The organism is Ignatzschineria cameli (genome assembly GCF_003121895.1).
Taxonomy (GTDB): domain Bacteria; phylum Pseudomonadota; class Gammaproteobacteria; order Cardiobacteriales; family Wohlfahrtiimonadaceae; genus Ignatzschineria; species Ignatzschineria cameli.
Map to the genome: position 1 here is coordinate 607002 of NZ_QEWW01000001.1, position 19737 is coordinate 626738.

Below are 19737 nucleotides of genomic sequence, written 5' to 3' on the forward strand. Positions count from 1 at the left end.
CCTATCCTTCTACTGTTCTTCTAGCTCTGAGAGTCTAATCACCTCTCTACCGGGATTAGTGGCATAGAGTTTCATCACCTGATCTTGTCTTCTTGCTAATGTTTTACGTTGATTAATATAAGCCTTATCTGTTGTCTCCCCTGACTCTAAACAGGGGAGCGTATCAAGAATAATTAAACGCTTAATATGGCGCGAGGAGCCACAATTCTCTTTATAAAATTGGTGCATACGTGCTAATAATTCCGCCCTAACTGTTGGGTGCTCAGAGAGTTGTGCAACATCTAACTTCTGCTCTGGATCATCCGCTAAGAGATAGAGTTCCTTCGTTGGGAACATCATGGCACTTGCATATTTTTGATCATGTCCTGTAATGACAAAATCAAGCGCATAAGGGGAGAAGGCATCAACTAAGAGCGGTCTTAAAACTCCAGCAGAAACCCAGGTTCCTGTATTGAGCTTAAAATCCTCCGTGATACGTCCATCAAAGATGATACCTTGCTCTGGACGCTGTGGATTTGCTAAGTAACCTGCATCGCCAGTGTAGTAGAAACCCTCTTCATCAAAGGCATTTGAGGTCATTGATGGATCGCCAAGATAGCGCGTGAAGATAAATTCACCACGAACACGCATCTCATACTTCTCTTCATTAGGAACAAACTTCACCTCTACGCCGGGAACCGGAAGACCGATATTGCCAGGAGCTTCAATGGTGTAGTGAACATTAGTAATCACGGGTGCTGTTTCTGTCGTTCCCCACTCTGTTGCAATAAAGAGGGGCGAAGTGCGGCAACTACTTGCAACCTTCTCTAAACGATCCCAAGCAACTTTAGGAAGCGCTGCTCCTGCATAGAAGAGTAGCTCTAAACGACCAAAGAGTGCTTCTGCTAACTCAGGATCCTTCTCAAGATAGGGTAATAAGAGCTCATATCCTCTAGGTACGTTGAAGTAGAGAGTCGGCTTAACCATTTTGATATTTTCAATGGTTCGCTCAATCTTCTGATCGGTTGCCATACCATCATCAATATAGAGGCTACCGCCATTTCGAAGAACTATATTGAAGTTATGGTTAGAAGCGAAAACATGGCTCCAAGGTAACCAATCCACCACTACAATCTCGCTCTCTTCAATAAAGCGCCAACATTGGGAGATCGCCTGCTGATTAGAGCAGAGAACCCGTTGGGTATGAACAACAAACTTAGGATCTGCCGTTGATCCTGAGGTCATCAGATAGCGAGCGACAGTATTGGGACCTACCTGCTCAAAATAGTGAGTCACTTCCTCTGTTTCAGGCGCTTCTAAGAGAGAATCAAAAGTGACCGCTTGTGAAAAGAGATCGGCATTCTTTTCTATAATAAGTCGGCTATCTACCTCAACGCCTCTTAATGCCTTCTCATACTTTTCTCCATCATCAACAAAAACAGCTGAAGGTTCTAAGGTATTTAAGATCCAATTGAGGCGAGAAAAGTCGGTAGGACGTAGTGAATAAGCAGCTGAGATTGTCGCAACAGGAATCCCCACATGGTAAGCAGCTAAAGTAACCAATGCTTGGCTCAACCCATTACCCGAGAGAAAGACAATCGGATGACAGGTTGGCATCTTCAAATTGAGAAGTCCTTGGGCGATTCTTCCAACCTTCTCACGTGTCTCTGCATAGGTTAACGTTTTCCAGCCATCACCCTCACGTTCTGACAAGAATGGATGATCCGGCTTCTTATGCGCCCAGTAATCTAACCACTCCCCAACACATCTTGCATATGGCTTTAGCTTCTCGGGGGATTTCATCACAAAGCTTCCATCATCCCGATACTCACAGAGTGCAGAAGCGACCGCTAACTTTCCAACGGCTTCTTCTTTCTGCTTCTCTTTTGCATAAAAAGATTTTAAAACGGTTGCTTTAACTAATCCCTGCTCTTGATCCAAAGTCCTACACATACTATTCCTCCGTTTTTAGATTATCAACCCGCTAGAGAGTGCATCACTTTCATTGTGGCACTCTCAGCGATATCGATTTCTCGTCATTACTATTGGTTTTAGATTGCTCTTTATTATTTTTCATAGATCCCTCAGTTGAGCTTTTGAGGGCGCAAATAACGACTCTCCAACTACTTTTGTTGGAAAAATGACAATCATCTTAATTGAGTCGGTAAAAACGTAATTAAACTAGAGCGATATCAAACGATAAAGCTAGACAAAATCACATCTCACACTGCCTAGGCGGGTCAGATGCATTGAGATTGAGTCCCCTTTAGCGACATTGACCATTGGTCCTAATGCGCCTGAAAGGAGAATATCGCCACAAAGAAGGGGGCGCCCCTTTTGTGACATTGTGCGAGCAAGCCACAAACAGGCATTTAAGGGATTTCCTAAACAGGAAGCGCCTACACCGGTAGATGCTAATTCACCATTTTTATAGAGCAGCATCCCCTCTAACTCTAAGTTGAGCTGATCGAGTGAAATAGGGGTCTTTCCTAAAACAAAGAGCCCACTTGAGGCATTATCGGCAATGGTATCAGCTAGGGTAATATCCCAATTCTCAATCACCGTATCGACGATCTCTAATGCCGGCAGGAGATAATCAATTGAGCTAATCAACTCAGCTAATGTGGTATCTTCTGTGGGTAAATCACGCTTTAAAACAAAGGCAATCTCCCCTTCTACTTTCGGTTGTACTAAAGTTGAAGCATCAACCGAATCTCCATCACCGATCTCCATATCCGCAAATAGCATTCCAAAATCGGGCTGATCTACCCCTAATTGCTGTTGTACGGCAGTGGATGTCAAACCAATTTTTCGCCCGACAATACGGCGACCATTTTTTAAGGCAATCTCAGTATTAATCTCCTGCACTCGATAAGCATCTTCCATACTGGTAATGCCATAGGTTTCGGAGATCCTACCACAAGTTCGTTTCTCCTCTCTTGCCTGGAGCAACTCAGCAGCTGCTCTCTTATAATGATCTAACATCATCTCTCTATCCTCTTCCCTATCAACTTTGTGATCCTATTTCGTTTCAATATATTTCACTTCAATACAGTTAAGCGATCACGAATCATTTATTGTTCTGTTGTTCTGTTGTTCTGTTGTTCTGTTGTTCTGTTGTTTTTCTGCTCTATTGCACTACTGCGCGATTGTGTTGCTCTTTTGTTCTCTGGTTCTCTGGCTTTCTGGTTCTTTTACTATTTTTATTAATGTTGAAGTTAGCTGTACTACTTCACACACTGCTTACCTTAAAGTATTATCTTGAAATCGTTATCTTAAAATCATTACCTTACAGCCCTAGTAGTCGATCACTTTCGCCTTTGCTTGCTGATATTCGGCACTCAATTGAGCAACAATATCTGCAACAGTGCCCAAATCTTTAATCTGTCCGACACCTTCACCTGCTGACCAAATATCACGCCAAGCGCGTTTATTATCCGAGATATTGCCAGAAAAATTGATTTTTGAAGGCTGATCCACATTTAAAGTAACCCCGCCACTTTCGAGAGAAGCTCTCAACCAGTTTGCCGGCACACCACTAATTTGATCACTTAAAATAATGTCATCTAGATTAGCATCTAACAGCATCTGCCGATATTGATCTACTACTAAACTCTCTTCGGCTCCAATAAATCGAGTCCCCATCACTGCTAGATCGGCGCCTAAAACTTTTGCTGCCAATATATCCCGGCCATTCATCATTGCTCCCGAAAGTGCAATGGGTCCTGACCAGAATTGACGTACTTCGGCAATCAAGGCAAAAGGATTATGTAATCCTGTATGCCCTCCGGCACCATGAGAGACTAAGATCAGACCATCGACACCCGCATCGACTGCCTTTTTTGCAAGAGTCACATTCGTCACATCGGCAAAGACAGCGCCCCCATAACGATGCACATCAGCAACAACACGTTTAGGCGAACCAAGCGCTGTTGTCACTAAAGGAGGTTGATACTCTCTTACTAACTCTAGCTCAGCATCAAAACGATCATAAGTGCGATGAACAATCATATTGAGCAACCATGGAACGCTTCTTTTTTGCGTCTGTTCTAACAACGTAATGCCCTGCTTAACCTCTTCTAACCATCCTTCTAATATCGTGATATTACGGGCATTCGGTAATGGTAAACTACCGATAACACCAGCGCGACAAGCCGCCAATAAAAGCTTCGGTCCTGAAACCAAAAACATAGGAGCCACCATCACCGGCACTTCTAAGTTTGCCAGCGACTCTAAAAAGGTCTGTTGTAACTGTTGCGACATATAGCTCTCCCTAAAATAAGCATTCTCAAAGTGGTGTCAGTGAAATAGCCGTTACCGGCGATTATGAATGCCCGGCTTACGAACTTCCCAACCGCCATCACTATGGATGATCGTAGCGGTTGTTAAAGCAGAGTTCTCACGTGATGCTAAGAGTACATAATGCCCTGTATGAGCATCTGGATCAGCGATCTTTTGCAGCGGTACAGCAGAGGCCGCATTTTCTGCAAAATTGGGCAGCTGATTGAGGGGAACGCTCTTCTCATTGAGATCAGTTAATGTTGCCATAGGGGTATCGGTTGCACCTGGAGCGACACCATTGACCCGAATATGGGGAGCAAGTTCATAGGCTAATTGTCGTACAACACCCACAATCGCATGCTTAGATGCCACATAAAGAATTCCACCACCGCCGGCATAAAAAGCACTATTAGAGAGGGTAAAGATGATTGACCCTTTACTCGCCCTTAACGCTGGAATCGCAGCTTGAGCGCCTAACAGATACCCTTGAACATTCACAGCAAAGAGCTTCTGAAAGTGGCGCTCAAACTCCTCAGGAGGAATCTTATCGAGACGGGTGAAGTAATCAAAAATCGCAGCATTTGCCACAAAGACATCGAGCTTTCCAAAGTTAGCTAGAGCAACCTCTACCGCTCGTGCATTATCCTCATAAGCGGTCACATCACCACAAACAGTGGCAATGCAGTCACCAAGCTCCTCTTGAAGCGCTGCTAATTCAGTTGCATTATTTGCAAGGACAGTAACATTTGCCCCCTCTGCTACATAGCGGCGAACGATGGCACTACCAATGCCACCTGTCCCTCCAGTAATAAGTGCGCTATATCCTTCTAACCAGCCCAAAACTGACTCCTCTTTTTCTTTGAATATTACTCCACAACCTATAAGAATGTATTGAGATTCTTAAAGAGTAGTGAAGCATTAGGAATTAAAATCTTCCGGCGATAGAGTTTTAAGGTCTCTGCCTCATAGCGGATAATATCCTCTCTTCTACCGACAAGCGTATACTCCTCATCGAGCCCACGGCTACGAACATTGGTAAAGCAAGAGTGTACTTCAAACTCGCCCTCATTCTCCCCTTGGAAAACTTCAATGTTGGTAATGATATGGACATTGCGCGTTTGTGGATTTTCTGCCCAAGCTGAAGGTTGCTTAAAGCGTTCAATTCGGCGATTGAGATCACGTAAGCCATCATCAAAATAGGCCATATGCTCTTTCGTATATTGACCTAATTTATCCTCACGACGACGATTTTCAATACCTGGCATCCAATAGTGAATCTCTTCTGAAAGCGTGGCAAGCCACTCATCCCAGCACTCCCAATCGAGCAAACGTGCTTCTTTATAGAGGAAACGCTCTACTTCTCGAATCTGCTCTAAACTTGCATACTGCTTCTCTTCTCTACTCATCGTATCCTCCTACTTCATCTTGCCATTTCGATCAGGAACATCATCCCAGCTCTCTGCTTGTAACAGATCTTTCCAACGTTGATAGTATGCTCTCGCATTCGCTTCATTGATCTGCCCTTTAAAAACATTTCCTGGGATTTCGGGCTCTTCGACTTTCGTATTCATCCCTAAACCAATATAGAGATCTTGATAACGTGTTACTGCACCTCGACTTGTTTTCGTACAATATTCCCAGTTCTCTCCATCATCCATCTCAAAGACACCGGTCGGGGAAAAGGTCATCATTGCCCCTTTACGCCACATCTCTTTAATCTCTTCTGGAGCATTCTTGTTAACAATAACCCAGGTGTAGAGATCGATCTTATTAGGACCTCTTGGTTGCCAAACACGAACCGTATTTTGCCCTGGAAGGAATGAGAAATTTGGGAAAATAGTTGAAGATGAAACCGCACCGATCATGGAAGCACGGAACGCCCCTAAACGTTCTTCTGCTGAAGGGCGATGAAGATGGAGATACTTATTAATCGCTCTCTCTCCTAAAACCGCAGCATTTCCAACAAAGTCGAGGGCAAATTCATAACCATGGCCATTCCAATTCACTTGGTATGATTCAGGAAAGTCACTCACTTTAGCAACCGGGCCCCCTAACATTGCTCTTGCTGCAGAGTCATGGGTCCAGCCTGCGTGAAGGATATCGGCAACAAAGTTTTCTGCTGCAAGCTTCCAGTTACACTCAATTGTGGAACGGATACAGCCTCCGACAAACTCTGTTCCCCCCTCATCATTATCGAGAAGTGCATCAAGATACCAGGTGATCTCTCCAAGATACTCTCGTAAACTCGGTGCTTCTGGATCAAATGTTGCAAAGACTAACCCCTTATAAGAATCGATCTGTGCAACTTCTCTTAAACCATGTTGAGATTTATCAAAGTCACTCTCTTCATAGATATCTGACTCATGAACGCCTCTAAGTGCTCCATCAGGACCAAATGACCAGCCGTGATAGTTACAGATAAAGCCTCGTGCATTACCCGCTTCAGCGAAACAGACTTTATTACCACGATGAGGACAAGCATTGAGGAAAGCTTTGATCGATCCATCTCTTTGACGGACGACTAAGACCTCATCTTCGCCCATCGTTGTTGTAAGATAATCACCGGGATTTGGAAGTTGTGACTCATGGGCCACAAAGAGCCAGCAGCGTGCAAAAATCTTCTCAAGCTCCTGCTCATAGATCTCTTGATCCCAAAATACCTTGCCGGCGAGACGCCCCTCTTCCATATCGCAGAGTCGATCTAACTCTCCTAAAACAGGTGTTGGCTCTAACGCCCGCAATTTACTTCTTTCTCTCATTTTTTCCTCCATAAGATTTTTTCACTGTGGCGCATATCACAGAAATATCACAGAAGATATTCCAGCCCACTATCTCGATCTTTTCTGATTCTCTACTGATTATTTGCTGATTACTTGCTGATTATTTAGATCTTTTTTATCGATTACTCTCGATCGCTCTTAACTATCATCATCTCTTATTATCCGCTATTGATGACTCTATGATTTCTACTACGATCGCAAGATCTCTTAGCAATTAATTCTCTATATTTAACTCTCTATATTTGCTTCAACCGCTTCCGGTGATGGGGATTCTAGATCTGCAAAGACCTCCCCATTTTCCACAACGATCTTAAATGTACGAAGATGCTTTTCACAGGGAAACGCAACAGCTTCACCGGTCTTGATATTAAATTGCCCCCAATGGACAGGACAGGTAATCAGATCATCTTCAATAAACCCTTCAGCTAAGGAAGCGGTCGCATGAGTACACATATCGAGTGTTGCGTAATATTCGCCATCTAAGTTATAGACACAAAGATCGCCAACAACTTCATTTTGGACCTTTTTTAAAGATCCTGGTGTCAATTCATCGGCACTACATAGTAAGACTTTCGACATTACTCTCCTCCTACCTGATCTGCATGAATTTGTAAAAAGCCAAGTCCTGTAACCCACTCAGGAACAGGTGCATAATCGATCACCTCTCCTTTTCGATTAGGGACAGCGGCTAATGCACAAAGAAGGTTACGAATCTCCATCGCACCATTTCCGCCTCGCTCTAAAATCTCTTCATTGCTATAGCGAGATAATCCTTCAAGATCTCCTTTCACCCCAAGATCTAAAATTTCTTGGTCAAAATCTTCGGCAACTTTACCCATCTCAACCGTGCCTACCCAGTGGCTAATACCGCCACTACCGATAATGACAACACGCTCATCTTCAGGGAAACTCTCTACAGCTCTTAAAATATGCTCACCCAATTCACGGCTACGATTTAGTGAGATAAAGGGATCTACACCACTTGCAATATAGACAGGAATTGTTGGAATCTTACGATTCAGTGCTTTCTCAGCAACTTCCACAACATATTGATGTGGAATTGAGAAGGCATGATCAACAGTAAAGCTACGTGCTACTGACCAATCGAAATTCTCCTTATCACCCTGCTTAACAATATGTTGCGCTAAAGCTTCATGATTTTTAATCACGCCACGCTCTAAGCCTTTTAAATTCTCAATAGGTCCATCAACATCACCTGTACCGATAAGGTAGCGAGGAAGACAGTTAGTGCCAAAAAGAATATAGTGATCATTACCTACAATAATTGCGGCAGTTGCATCTAACTCTGCCATTTTTTGGCCACAAGTCTCATATGCCTGCCACATACGCGCAGCAACATCCTTATCAGCAGGAGCATCTGGCGCTACAAACATTACCGGGTCATGAGGGACCCAAAATCCACCTACAATTTTAGCCATGCCGCTACTCCTTTAATGCTGCTGAAAATGCGTTAATTTGATCCGCTTCTGCTCCTAGCTTCTCTTTATAAAGACGCATGCTACGTTTAGGAGAGAGTTCTTGCCAATATCCCATTGTCAGCATCGGATTCACCCCTAATTTCTGCAATGAAGCAACATCAAACTCCATCACCATCTTCTTCTCTTCATCCGTTAAATCAAAACGTGAGAGATAGCGTACAGGATCCTCTTTAAAGCGCTCTTTTGCCGGCCTCTCTACAGAAAGATGCCACAGCACACGCTCCAATACATTTCGACTCATATCACTCTAGGCCTCTAAAAAACTTCTAACGATAGAAACAAACTTCTCTGTCTGCTCCGATTGAACCCAGTGACCACACTGACCAAAGAGATAAAGGTCTGCATTAGGAATACTATTTGCTAATAGGAGTCCACACTCTGGCGGAACAACTCTATCTTCACGACCATGAACCACTAAGGTGGGTGCTTCAATATTTTCTAAATATTTAGGTGGGAAACCACGAACCATCGTGACGCCCTCTTCTTTTGGCTTCGGCAGTAATTTACGAAGCGCCTCTTGTGCGCCCTCTCTTGCTGATGCTTCATAACGGGCCATTACCAATTCCTCAGTAATTTGGCTCTTGTCATATGGAAAGAGCTCCATCAATGCACGCATATTCTCAACAGATGGCTCATAGGTCCAAGCACCACGCAATCCTGGTGTCTGCTCAAACTCTCCTGCCGGCGTTCCTAAAAGAATTAATTTATCAACACGACTTGGATCAAAGAGGGCTAAACCGATCGCTACAGCACCTCCGAAAGAGTTACCAATAAAAGAGGCCTTCTCAATACCTAAAGCATCCATAATGCCAATAAGGTGATTGACCCATAATTTGATGTCATATTTGGCTCCTTCTTTAAATTCAGTAAAGCCAAAACCAGCAATATCAGGAACAATGACACGCCAGCGATCATCAAAACGAGAAATGGTCTTCGACCAGTTTGTCCAGCCTGAAACCCCCGGACCTGAGCCATGAAGTAGGAAGAGCGGCTCGCCACTACCACTTTCATGATAATTTGTCTGATGATCTGCTGCTAAAATGCTTTTGCCTATTCCTTGCATGCTTATATCCTCCCTCTATGCATATTTGAGGCAGAAGTTTAGAATCTACTGAGAGGAGATACTTAAAGCTCCCCGATTCCAAATCTTAATCTGAATCTTGATCTGAATATTGATCTTAATTTTCAAGATGAAGAATACTTCTGCTCTTAATTTTGTTATCTGTTATCTACTTTTGTTATCTAGTAATACCGTTATCTCTGGTTGATCTATTGGCTTTCACCGAGCTTCTCACCCATTAGTTAGTCGCTTTTAATCTCTTTCGACAGCTTTTCTAACTTCCGATAGCCCTTAAAACACTGTTTAAAATCTGCTTTAGTAGCCAATGATTAAAACAGGTAACCGATAGAACCATACACGACTGTATGTTTGCCATATTAAGCAAGATCTTTGATGGCTGTCAATACAGTACTGTATGTTTTACTTGTTTTGGCTATTGTTTGATCAAAGTCAATTTAATAATTCGCCTTTAATAACTATTTATGAAATGATAATTGCCCGATAAAATTGGTAACCGAACTATAAGCCTTCTATAGAAAAATCCATTTTCTAAAAAACCTATCGTGGCTCTTACTACTCAATCCCCACCATAAAGTTATAATGACAAGGTAATAGGGGCATTTAAAGAACCAAGCAAATAAGGTATTGATCATTTATGACACGTAAAGTATCCACCCCACTTTCTCGCAATGATTGGATTAAAGCGGGCCAACAGATGCTTATTAAAAGCGGTATTGATTCGGTTCGTGTCGAGACATTAGCGCAAAATATCGGCATTACTCGCGGAAGTTTCTACCATCATTTCAAAGGGCGAAATGAGCTACTCCAAGAGATTTTGCTCGATTGGAAGAGTCGAGCAACCGATCAAGTTATTCGTCGTTTAAAAAATACCCACTATCCGCCGAAACAGCAGCTAGCCATTATCTTTAATCTCCCAACGCGGGGCGATTCTGCAAAAGAGGCTGCTGACTTTGAACTTGCAATTAGAGCATGGGCAAGACGAGATAAGATGGCACGAAAGATGATGGAAGAGGTGGATCAATTTCGACTCAACTATATTGAAGAGCTGATCGTATCACTTGGCTATAGCGAAAAGGAAGCCGCCCAACGCGCCTTCCTTCTCTACTCCTATCTTGTGACGATCTCTCTCTCCGATCCTAATGATTGGCGCCCTGGACTCTTTGAGTCCGATGATGAGATCTTTGCCCTACTCCTTCCTGCGCTCTAAACTCCGCGGCGATTACCCCATAGTAATGCATGTAATTGTGGTAAAACGCGAACGTTTTTTAAGGTAGTAGAATTCATCACCGCTCCAACAAGCTCACCATAGCGCTTCATTAGATACTCTGCCGTTACAGCTTCATCTTCTAAATCGGTCTGATCATTTCCTACTTGCAAAAAGAGAGGAATATTCGGATAACGCTGATAGATCTCTTTGGCATATTGAAGATCTTTTTCATCAAAAATCACTACTTTTAGGGAGATATTACGTCCCGATAATTTTGCAATCATCTCTGATAGAATCGTAAAATCGGTCTCCATCTGACTCGATGGCGGTTTCGGAGAGAGCGTAACCTCATCAATGAAGAGTAGTGCATCATTCCACTTAGATCCCTGCGTCTCAATTGCGACCTGATAGCCCTTATTTTGCAATTGCAAGACAAGCTCTGATAATCCCTTATAGAGGGCTGGATTTCCCCCGCTGATAGTGATGTGATCTGCCCTCTGATCTGCAATTTTGGTCACAGCAGAGACAATAGCCTCCGTACTCATCAGTTCAGGTTTCATAGAGCCATCCCAAGTAAATTTGGAATCACACCAAACACACTGATAATCACAAGCGGCTAAACGAATAAAACAGGTTTTACGACCGATCACCATTCCCTCGCCTTGAATGGTTGGCCCAAAGATCTCTAAAACAGGAAAGTTCATCTAAAAATCCTCCGCTTGCGGAAGATAACGAACATAACTTGTCGGGGTCTCTCTAATTAAAACCTGCAAACAGCGGGGCCGATGCGGTTCTTGATCTAAAGCAGCCTGAATTCTACGCCACGCCATCTCGGCAACAACTTCTGTTGAAGGAGGCCGATTTTGAAAATCGGGATGATCATTCATAAGCGTATGATCATAAACGCCATGAAGTAAGGCTTTTAAGGTTTGAAAATTGATCAAAAAGCCACACTCATCTAACTCATTTCCCACAATAGTAATATTGGCAAAATAGGTATGACCATGCACATTTTGGCAGACGCCCGCAGCTGCATTAGGAATAAAGTGAGCGGCGGCAAAATGCATATCTTTATTAAGCTCATAACGAAAATTATGTGCCGGCGTTGGATAAAATTGTTGTAACATTACTTCTCCTTACGCTGCGCAAGATATTGATTTAAACCATTATTACGTAAAATACAGGCAGGACATTCCCCACAACCTGAGGCGGGAATACCGTTATAGCAGGTAAGTGTTCTATCTTGTATATAATCGAATGCACCTAACTGATCCGCTAATGCCCAAACGCCAGCTTTATCACGCCACATTAGAGGCGCATGAAGCTCAAAAGAAGCATCCATAGCTAAATTCAAGGTGACATTTAATGATTTGATAAAATTATCTCGACAATCAGGATAGCCACTAAAGTCGGTTTCACTAACCCCGACAATAATATGTTGAGCCATACGCTGATAAGCCACCATTGCGGCGATGGAGAAAAAGAGATGATTCCGCCCTGGAACAAATGTTGATGGAGGTTCACCATCATGACTCTCAATTGCGAGATTCTCATCTATAAGGGCATTTTTTGTTAGCCGGGAGAAGAGATCTAATTCAAAAACAATCAACTCAACATCAAGCTCTTCAGCGATTGCCTTTGCATGATCAACTTCATTACAATGACGCTGTCCATAATCGAACGTTAATGCAATAACTTCTTCAAACTGCTCTTTTGCCCAAAATAGACAGGTTGTACTATCTTGACCGCCACTAAATACGACGATCGCACGATTTTGATTCATATCGAATCTCCTTAGTTTTTTATAGAGGGTTGCGCTAATACCTCTGCTTTTTTAGCGTTTGCAAAGTATATCAAAAAAGATCTTGATGGCAATTCCCTTTACATTCCCCCTTTAAATTCTTTTTATAACACTATTCAATTTAAAACAGAGCTCATCAAAATGGATCATTAACTCTTTTGATCTCATCCTAATCTCTGAAAAGAGCGATAACCTTCCCTCTAGAGATGACAAACTCTTAGATGCTTTTATAGAAAAATACAAGAAAATATTAGAAAAACGCCTAGCAATAAGCGCTATCAATAAAGATATGACATCAAGCTTTAGTGACAAATATCTATACAAAAAGAGATTAAATAGTAAAAATAGCGATAAAAAAGAGCCGACAAATTGCAATATTAGCTATCGTCGGCTCTCATTTTTAATGATATTGATCAATTCATGTAATTGACAGAAATTATTTAGGAATACTTAAATACTTAGAAGTATTATCCTAATACCCCCCTACTATTCACCTGATCCCCTGCATGCAATCATACAATCATTAAAATAGACTATGAATGCTCTATTTTTAGAGCTCCCTATCACTAACTTGCAACAAAACGTTCAAAATAGATATTACAAGGCGCAATCTCTTCCTTTAAGGCAACCCAAGACTCTACAGAAGAGACTAATCCTGGCGGACCACAAATATAGAGGTCAAATGGATTCTTGATAAAATCAAGATCAATATGATCAACCACGAAACCTCTTTTCCCACTCCACTCTTTAGCTCCCTCACTTAAAATGACATCAAATTGAAAATCAGGAAGAAGCTTTTGATACGTTTCTAATTGTGACAACGCGCAGAGATCCTTTTCTCGGCGGACTCCATAAAGCATACGAATCGGAGGTAATGCAGCCGGATCCATTTGAGCTAATTGCTCCAACATACTTAAGATTGCTGAAAGCCCTGTTCCGCCTGCAATAAGTAGTAGCGGCCTCTCTATCTCTCTAAGATAAAAAACACCATAGGGTAATGTTAACTGTAATTGATCCCCTATCTGGCATCGATCACGTAGATAATTACTCATCACCCCATCAGGTAATAATCGTAAAAGAAAATTTACCTTACCATTTTCTACCTCTGCATTAACAAAAGAGTAAGCTCGACTCTCATCACTGCCAGGAATCGTAATATGTGCATATTGCCCAGGAAGATAGGAGATTTTATCCTCTTCTTTCAACGTCACCTCCATCATCACTGCGCTATCTGCTATAGCGGTTATCTGGCTAACCTCAGCAGTCACTGACTTTGATTCAACATTACAGATTGAAGAATCAATATCGAAATAGAAAGAAGCAGGTGATTGCAGAGTCGTCTGACAAGAGAGAATATAACCTCCGTTAATCTCTTCATCACTTAAAGCATCTTCATCACAATATTCCATCTCAATCTTGCCTGAATCACAGCGACAACGACAGGTGGCACAAACACCTTCTCGGCAATCTAAGGGAAGGCTGACTCCATTCCTAAAAGCAGCATCAAGCAGTTTTTCACTCTGTGCAACATCAAATACTTTTGTTACTCCATCACGAAATATAATTGCGGCTGTATACATCTTTGCCCCCTATACGTGATAGAAATCTAAGACTGAATCGATCTTATCATTAAGTAAAATGACCTGCTTATATGCTATCTTCCATAAATTATCTACTTTAATAAGATCGTAATAGGCATAACCAAAAAAGATTCCTGCAACACCAAATCGGTAATAATGCGTCACCCAATTGACCTTTACCTTATAGAGATCATCTTCTTGATGATAACGAATATTGTTGAGTATATGCGATGTCCGAGGCATCGGTGTTGAGGCCGCTGATTTTCCTGTTCTAATACGAAAAACTCGATCTTCTAATCCGCCTCTATTTGCATAATACATCAGTGACATCTCTCGCTTAGGATCAGTAGTATAACGATGCTCATCTAACCACTGCGGAATATGAAAAGTGACATTCTCACTATAATAATCAAGATATCGATCCCAATCTTGGTTATCACAGGCTTCTGAAACATCATATAGAAACTGTTCGATCTCTACTTGTGTCTCAATATTAAAATTTTTCTTTTTCATTCAAGTATCTCCCTAAGATTATTTTGTATTCATCATCTGAGTATTTTCTGCTGCTATCTTCTCCTCTAAACCGGCTAATAATTTCTGTTGCCAGGCAGAGTGCTGATTAACATACAATCCCTCTTGGGTGATTTCTGTGCCGGTAATGACAGGATTAATTCCTAAAATTTCACTATTTTTAGATGGACCATAATTCCATAGATGATGCCCACGGGAGATATCACTCCATTTTGCAGCACGAGCTTCAAATCCTCTTTGTGATTCTCTAAACTCAACAAGATCATCCGGGGTTCCCATTCCAGAAACATTAAAGAAATCTTCAAATTGACGAATACGACTCTCTCTATCAGCATCACTCTCCCCTTTCACCCCTAAACAAAGGCTGATTACCTCCGTCTTATTCCAGGCTATAGGGCGAATAATTCGAAGCTGTGAGCTGATCTGATCCATAAAGAAGAGACTTGGATAGATATTTAGATTACGTAAACGATGCATTGTCCACTGAGCACGCTCTTTATCATACTTTTCATAAAGGCGAGCCATAATTTTGTCATATCCTGGCCGCACATCTGCTGCATTGGGCATATCACTAAAGAGAACACTATGCCCATTTTTAAATGAGAACCAGCCATCATCTGTATCAGCATCTCCTGCACCTAACTTGCTATAATCTAAGGTCTCGGCGCCTTTGATATTTTTCTCTGCCTCTATCTGCTGACGATGCTTTACTGTCGAGACGTAATTGTAGTGAACGGTACTCACATGATAGCCATCTAAGCCATTTTCATTTTGAAGCTTCCAGTTACCATCAAAAGTATAATTGGATTGACCTGGAACGACTTCGAGCTCTCCCGTTTCAGATTGCTCTACCATCATGTCAAAAAAGAGCTTAGTATCTCCTAAAAATTCCTCTAATGACTCCTCTCCTTCTGGATCGAGATTAACAAAAACAAAGCCTTTGTAACTCTCAATTCTTGACTTTGCCAATCCCCTCTTTGCCTTATCAAAACACTCATCATATTGATCCGGTGCTTTTACCTTCACAAGATCACCATTAGATTTATAGCACCAAGCATGAAATGGGCAAGTAAATGTACTCTGGTTACCTGCAGAGACTCGTGTTAATGTTGCACCTCGATGTTGACAGGTGTTTGCTAGAGCATTTAGCTCCCCTTTACCATCTCGTGTAATAATAAGTGGCTGACGCCCTGCTTGCATCGTAATAAAATCATGTTTATTCGCTAATTGACTCTCATGGCAAGCAAATATCCATTGTTTTTCAAAAATAAGCTCCATCTCTAGATCAAAAAGTTCTTCATCCGTAAACATCTCTCGTGCAATTCGATATCGTCCCTCTTCAGGATTGAAATCGAGGCAATTTGTTACAAAATCTTTCCAATCTCTTAAACTTCGTTCTACTCTCATAGTGAATATCCTCCAATTATTATTGTTGTTATGATTTCTATTTTGATTTTTAGATCATCACCTAATAACTATCTACGAGCTATCACGGTAATCTACAGAAACCATTTACTAGTCACTTTTAGTCTGTTGCTTTTAGTCTGTTAAATGAACTTGATGAAATAATTCTCTAGATCACACCTGTTTAAAACCTTTTTAGAAAAATGTTCTTAGAAAGAGTATTTGATCTATATCATTTCATCCATACTAATAAAGTATCTACCTTATTAATTCTGCTATTTAGAGATATGAAGCATTACCATCGTTGCCAGCATAAAGAATCTTTTTTGCCTCTTTTTCCAACAATGATGGGTTAAAAACATTTCCCTTTTCTTCTCTTTATAGTTGTCTTTCCTTTGCAATCACTGCTATCTTCAAATTAGATAATAAAAATAATGATAGAGATTGCCTGCTTCGTATCTAAGAATAAGATTCTTCTCTTTATCTTGTCTAAGGTTATTTAGATATGAGTCAATGCAGAAAAGGTATCGATATGGAACTCAAACAATTGGAATATTTTATTGCCGTAGCTGATGAATTAAGCTTTACCAAAGCGGCGCAGAAACTATTTATCACCCAACCTCCTCTTAGTAGACAGATACAACAACTAGAAGAAGAGATAGATGCAAAGCTCTTCTATCGAAAGTCACGCTCCATCGAGCTTACGGAAGCAGGCCTTTTTTTCTATAAGCACGCTAAAAACATCTTACAGATCTCTGAAGAAGCAAAGTTGATGACTCGCAGAATCGGCTCTCAAAAAAAGGAGTTTAAATTAGGCTTTGTCGGCTCAACACTTTTTGGATATCTCCCACAAATTATTTGTGGGATCAGGCTTGCACATCCAGAATTTAAAATATTGATTGAAGAGATGGGGACACCCACTCAAATTGATGCTCTAAAATCAGGTGTGATTGAGGTAGGTTTTGGCAGGATGCCCATAGAGGATCCCACTATTACAAATATTGTATTACGACGAGAACCTCTTGTGGTTGCAACACCGCTTAACCACCCATTCTCACAAAGAGATACGCCTATTAAACTTTCAGAACTAATAGAAGAGACCATTATCCTCTCTCGTGTTAAGGATCGCTCACCTAGCTATTCCACCTTAATCATAGAGGCTTTTAAACAACGTCGATTGCCATTACCAACCATGCGAGAAGAAGGAGATCTACAATTTGCCTTAGGATTAGTTGCCGCCGGAGAAGGTATCTCTATCGTCCCTACTAGTTACCAAAAAATAAAATTTAACGTTATCTACCATCACCTAGAAGATCCCACATTAGCAGCTGCAATTATTATGAACTTTCGTAAAGATGATCATTCTCTTTTGATCGAGTCTCTTCTAAAAATCATCTATGGCCTCTATGAGAACGATGGCATCTATTATGAAAAGAGCACTCTCTTAACAGAGTGTTCAATTTGATATACCTTTTGAGAATATTTCAATGCAAAAATCCTCTTGGTCAAATGTGAAAAATTTACATATAAGGTAAGAAGCTTAATAAAAAGTACTCAAAATTAAATCAAGAAAAGGAGGGCTAAAGTACTTTTAACCAAGCGATTGATCGATTGTGAGAACTGATTAATCAATATCACTCTCTATCAATAGAAATTGCATCAAATGATGGATAGAGTTCTCACCAATAGTAAATAACTAAAAATAATAATTAAAACAATAGACTATTGTCCCTCCAAAAATAGATATCAGAAGATATCGGAGGAGAGAAACAATCAAAAGAATAACAAATATAAATAAAACTAATAATTAATAATAAATAATTGAAACAATATAACTACTAGGAGATTTTTATGAAGAGTATCAATGCAAATATGGTCATTGATCATGCCCGTTTAACCCGTTACCACTACCTGATTATTGCCATTTGTGCTGTGATTATTATTTTTGATGGTTATGATCTTGTGATTTATGGGGTTGCCCTCCCTAAAATCATGCAAGAATGGAATATCAATGCTGTTACCGCTGGTTTTTTAGGAAGTTTAGCCCTTTTTGGTATGATGTTTGGCGCAATCCTTTTTGGTAGCTTAACTGATAAATTAGAAAAATATGGGGCTAGTAGAAAACGTGTTATAGCACTCTGTATCACTATATTTAGCCTCTTCACGCTACTATCTGGCTATGCTAATGGTCCGACTGACTTTGGAATTTATCGCGTTATTGCCGGCCTAGGATTAGGTGGGGTTATGCCTAATGTAATTGCCTTAGTTAGTGAATATGCACCTAAAAAATATCGCTCTACACTCGTTTCTATTATGTTTAGTGGCTACGCAGTTGGAGGTATGTCAGCTGCCCTTCTTGGGATAGTTTTAATCCCTGCATTTGGCTGGCAAGTAATGTTTTTAATCGCGGGGCTTCCACTACTACTTCTCATTCCAATGATGATCTTTCTTCCTGAACCAGTCGAATATCTTGTTCGTAATAACAAACAAGAGAAAGCCCGTAAAATTTTACAAAAAATTGATCCCGCTCTCTCCTTAGATTCTCAGACATCGATCACTATAAATGAAGCTAACAAAAGTAATGAGTCTGCTCCTATTAAAGCCTTATTTAATAACCAGAGAGCTACGGGGACCATTCTTTTCTGGCTAACCAACTTTATGACACTCCTATTAGTTTATGCCTTAGGAAACTGGATTCCAAAATTGATGGTTGAATCAGGATTTAACCTTTCTACAAGCTTAGCGTTCCTCTTCTCTCTCAATATCGGTGCTATGTTCGGTGCAATCTTCGGAGGGATATTAGCAGATCGCTATACGCCTAAAAATATTTTAATTATTTTCTATATTGCCGGCGCTTTAGCACTCTTCTTTTTAAGCTTTAAGAGCCATCTTGTCCTGATCTATCTTCTTATCGCAATCGCTGGAGCCGCTTCCATCGGAGCACAAATTATTGTCTGTGCATTTATGGCGCAATATTATCCTGGAACTACAAGAGCTACCGGTATCGGCTGGGGATTAGGTGTTGGAAGATTAGGTGCTATTGCCGGCCCTATTATTATTGGCTGGATCTTAAGCCTCCAACTTCCAATTACTTATAACTTCATCACATTAGCAATTCCCGCATTTATTGCACTGATAAGTGTCTACTTTATTAAGATTTCATCTAATAAAAATATCGCAGATGATCTAGTTACCCAAAATAATGATAATGATCTAACTAAGGAATCTCTATTAACGACTTCTAGTTCATCCTCCTAAACTATCTAAAATCGCAAATAACTAGAGCGAAGATCAATAAAGCTCTCTCTAAAAACTCTATGGGATGCCCTCTCTTCCTAATCTATCTCATGCATCTATAGAGAGAAAAAACCCTAATCTATCGGAAAAACTTCTTTTAGATTAGGGTTTTATTGATTAGGGCAAGTGAATATGAAATAAAGAATATAAAGCAAAATAACTATAAAAGCGATAAAAGCGCCATCATCTGATGGCCAGTATTTATATACGCAATATGCGCGGAACCAAGGTACAAAATGAAGCAATAGATAAAGCTATATAGATGATAACGCTTAGATTAACTAAAAAATTGACACC

General features: G+C 40.9%; 19 protein-coding genes. 3 read left to right on the plus strand and 16 right to left on the minus strand.

Annotated elements, in window-relative coordinates:
- Positions 1 to 9: 9 nt before the first annotated feature.
- From DC077_RS02375 to DC077_RS02420, 10 genes are all read right to left on the minus strand, one after another.
- Positions 10 to 1932 (minus strand): feruloyl-CoA synthase, encoded by a 1923-nt coding sequence (locus tag DC077_RS02375; protein ID WP_109201146.1) that lies wholly within the window; start codon positions 1930 to 1932, stop codon positions 10 to 12.
- A 252-nt stretch (positions 1933 to 2184) separates the two neighbouring features.
- Entirely contained in the window at positions 2185 to 2964 is a 780-nt protein-coding gene (locus DC077_RS02380; RefSeq protein ID WP_420809999.1) for a 2-keto-4-pentenoate hydratase, read from the minus strand.
- 312 nt (positions 2965 to 3276) lie between these two features.
- Positions 3277 to 4242, minus strand: a complete 966-nt coding sequence (locus DC077_RS02385; protein ID WP_109201148.1) for an NAD(P)H-dependent flavin oxidoreductase — start codon at positions 4240 to 4242, stop codon at positions 3277 to 3279.
- A gap of 51 nt (positions 4243 to 4293) precedes the next feature.
- A complete protein-coding gene (gene hcaB, locus DC077_RS02390) occupies positions 4294 to 5100 on the minus strand; it encodes a 3-(cis-5,6-dihydroxycyclohexa-1,3-dien-1-yl)propanoate dehydrogenase (RefSeq protein WP_109201149.1) in 807 nt (268 codons plus the stop codon).
- Between the two features lie 38 nt (positions 5101 to 5138).
- Positions 5139 to 5666 (minus strand): 3-phenylpropionate/cinnamic acid dioxygenase subunit beta, encoded by a 528-nt coding sequence (locus DC077_RS02395; protein WP_109201150.1) that lies wholly within the window; start codon positions 5664 to 5666, stop codon positions 5139 to 5141.
- A 9-nt stretch (positions 5667 to 5675) separates the two neighbouring features.
- The gene (locus DC077_RS02400) at positions 5676 to 7019 is read right to left on the minus strand and encodes an aromatic ring-hydroxylating oxygenase subunit alpha (protein WP_109201151.1); all 1344 of its coding nucleotides are present in this window, start codon (positions 7017 to 7019) and stop codon (positions 5676 to 5678) included.
- A gap of 249 nt (positions 7020 to 7268) precedes the next feature.
- Positions 7269 to 7619: a non-heme iron oxygenase ferredoxin subunit gene (locus DC077_RS02405; RefSeq protein ID WP_094568169.1), complete on the minus strand. Its 351-nt coding sequence runs from the start codon at positions 7617 to 7619 to the stop codon at positions 7269 to 7271.
- On the minus strand, positions 7619 to 8479 hold the full coding sequence (locus DC077_RS02410; RefSeq protein ID WP_094568170.1) for a DODA-type extradiol aromatic ring-opening family dioxygenase: 861 nt from the start codon (positions 8477 to 8479) through the stop codon (positions 7619 to 7621). Before DC077_RS02410 ends, DC077_RS02405 begins: the two co-directional genes overlap by 1 nt.
- Positions 8480 to 8483: 4 nt before the next feature.
- Positions 8484 to 8780, minus strand: a complete 297-nt coding sequence (locus DC077_RS02415; protein WP_109201152.1) for an extradiol ring-cleavage dioxygenase — start codon at positions 8778 to 8780, stop codon at positions 8484 to 8486.
- Between the two features lie 6 nt (positions 8781 to 8786).
- Positions 8787 to 9602: an alpha/beta fold hydrolase gene (locus DC077_RS02420; RefSeq protein WP_094568172.1), complete on the minus strand. Its 816-nt coding sequence runs from the start codon at positions 9600 to 9602 to the stop codon at positions 8787 to 8789.
- Between the two features lie 652 nt (positions 9603 to 10254).
- On the opposite strand from DC077_RS02420, the gene DC077_RS02425 reads away from it, so the two are divergent.
- Positions 10255 to 10827, plus strand: a complete 573-nt coding sequence (locus tag DC077_RS02425; protein ID WP_109201153.1) for a TetR/AcrR family transcriptional regulator — start codon at positions 10255 to 10257, stop codon at positions 10825 to 10827.
- Here the strand turns inward: DC077_RS02425 and queE are convergent.
- The 6 genes from queE to antA form a co-directional block, all read right to left on the minus strand.
- A complete protein-coding gene (gene queE, locus DC077_RS02430) occupies positions 10824 to 11531 on the minus strand; it encodes a 7-carboxy-7-deazaguanine synthase QueE (protein ID WP_109201154.1) in 708 nt (235 codons plus the stop codon). The genes DC077_RS02425 and queE overlap by 4 nt on opposite strands.
- Complete coding sequence (locus DC077_RS02435) at positions 11532 to 11954, minus strand: 6-pyruvoyl trahydropterin synthase family protein (protein WP_094568175.1); 423 nt, start codon at positions 11952 to 11954, stop codon at positions 11532 to 11534.
- A complete protein-coding gene (gene queC, locus DC077_RS02440; protein ID WP_109201155.1) occupies positions 11954 to 12610 on the minus strand; it encodes a 7-cyano-7-deazaguanine synthase QueC in 657 nt (218 codons plus the stop codon). Before queC ends, DC077_RS02435 begins: the two co-directional genes overlap by 1 nt.
- Positions 12611 to 13194: 584 nt before the next feature.
- Complete coding sequence (antC, locus tag DC077_RS02445) at positions 13195 to 14208, minus strand: anthranilate 1,2-dioxygenase electron transfer component AntC (protein WP_109201156.1); 1014 nt, start codon at positions 14206 to 14208, stop codon at positions 13195 to 13197.
- A 9-nt stretch (positions 14209 to 14217) separates the two neighbouring features.
- Complete coding sequence (gene antB / locus DC077_RS02450) at positions 14218 to 14721, minus strand: anthranilate 1,2-dioxygenase small subunit (RefSeq protein WP_109201157.1); 504 nt, start codon at positions 14719 to 14721, stop codon at positions 14218 to 14220.
- An 18-nt stretch (positions 14722 to 14739) separates the two neighbouring features.
- Complete coding sequence (gene antA, locus DC077_RS02455; RefSeq protein WP_094568179.1) at positions 14740 to 16146, minus strand: anthranilate 1,2-dioxygenase large subunit; 1407 nt, start codon at positions 16144 to 16146, stop codon at positions 14740 to 14742.
- A gap of 502 nt (positions 16147 to 16648) precedes the next feature.
- Here antA and DC077_RS02460 point away from each other — a divergent pair.
- Both DC077_RS02460 and DC077_RS02465 read left to right on the plus strand, forming a co-directional pair.
- Positions 16649 to 17608: a LysR family transcriptional regulator gene (locus tag DC077_RS02460; RefSeq protein WP_109201158.1), complete on the plus strand. Its 960-nt coding sequence runs from the start codon at positions 16649 to 16651 to the stop codon at positions 17606 to 17608.
- Between the two features lie 386 nt (positions 17609 to 17994).
- A complete protein-coding gene (locus DC077_RS02465) occupies positions 17995 to 19401 on the plus strand; it encodes an MFS transporter (protein WP_109201159.1) in 1407 nt (468 codons plus the stop codon).
- The last annotated feature ends 336 nt before the right edge of the window (positions 19402 to 19737 follow it).